Raw genomic sequence first — 949 nt, 5'->3', positions numbered from 1 at the left:
TCAGTTAATCAGGAGCGTCCGTTATGCAGTGTAAAACCATAGGTCTCGATCTGGCTAAGAACACCTTCCAAGTTTGTGGTGTAGGCGAACATTCCACACCGATTTTTAACCGTAAATTGAAACGCAACCAACTGGTACAGTTTTTTGCCCAGCAACCTCCGACAACCGTGGTCATGGAGGCCTGCTACTCCGCCCATTATTGGGGGCGTGAACTGACTAAACTGGGCCATCATACCAAGCTCATTCCCGCACAACATGTCACGCCTTTCGTGCGAGGAAATAAGAATGACCACAATGATGCCTTAGCGATTGTTGAAGCCAGCCAACGACCTCATGTCCGTTTTGTGCCCGTAAAAACCGAGTACCAACAAGAGATTCTGTCACTGCATCGTGTACGTGAGCGACTACAACGAAATCGGACATCCTTGGTCAATCAAACCCGAGGCATACTGAGTGAATTTGGTGTCATTGCCCCTGTTGGTGTGAAGCACCTCAGAGCTAAGCTTGCCCACGTTATTGGGGACACATCGTGTTCTCAGGGGCTGCGTAACATTGTGGCTAATGCCTATATGGAGTTGCTTGATACAGAGCAACGTATCGAAGACATTGAACAAAGACTCAAGGCCTTCCTTGATGAACATCCTTGCCGTGACATCATCATGAGCCTTCCAGGTGTTGGACTCATCAATGCGTCTGCGTTTCTTGCGTCTATCGACAAAGGGCAAGCCTTTCACTCCCCGAGAGAGTTTGCAGTGTGGCTTGGTCTCACTCCTCAGCTCTATGCGTCAGGTGATACGTGCCGCATGGGAGGTATTACGAAAAGGGGTGACCGGTATTTACGTACTTTATTGGTGCACGGTGCTCGAGCGGCATTGAGTCGAGCAAGAAATAAAACAGATGCATTAAGCGTATGGGGAAACCAATTGGTTCAGCGCCGTGGTTACAACAA

Annotated in this window: 1 protein-coding gene; it reads left to right on the top strand. The window is 49.0% G+C overall.

Features of this window, described 5'->3' with window-relative positions; genetic code table 11:
• Nucleotides 1-23: 23 nt before the first annotated feature.
• The coding region (locus LRP50_RS25345; protein ID WP_274167168.1) for an IS110 family RNA-guided transposase at nucleotides 24-949 on the top strand (926 nt) is incomplete at its 3' end.

The sequence above is a fragment of the Enterovibrio gelatinilyticus genome, assembly GCF_028683095.1.
Lineage (GTDB): Bacteria > Pseudomonadota > Gammaproteobacteria > Enterobacterales > Vibrionaceae > Enterovibrio > Enterovibrio gelatinilyticus.
Note: the sequence above shows the minus strand (reverse complement) of the source record. Positions and strands in the feature narration are given on the sequence as shown.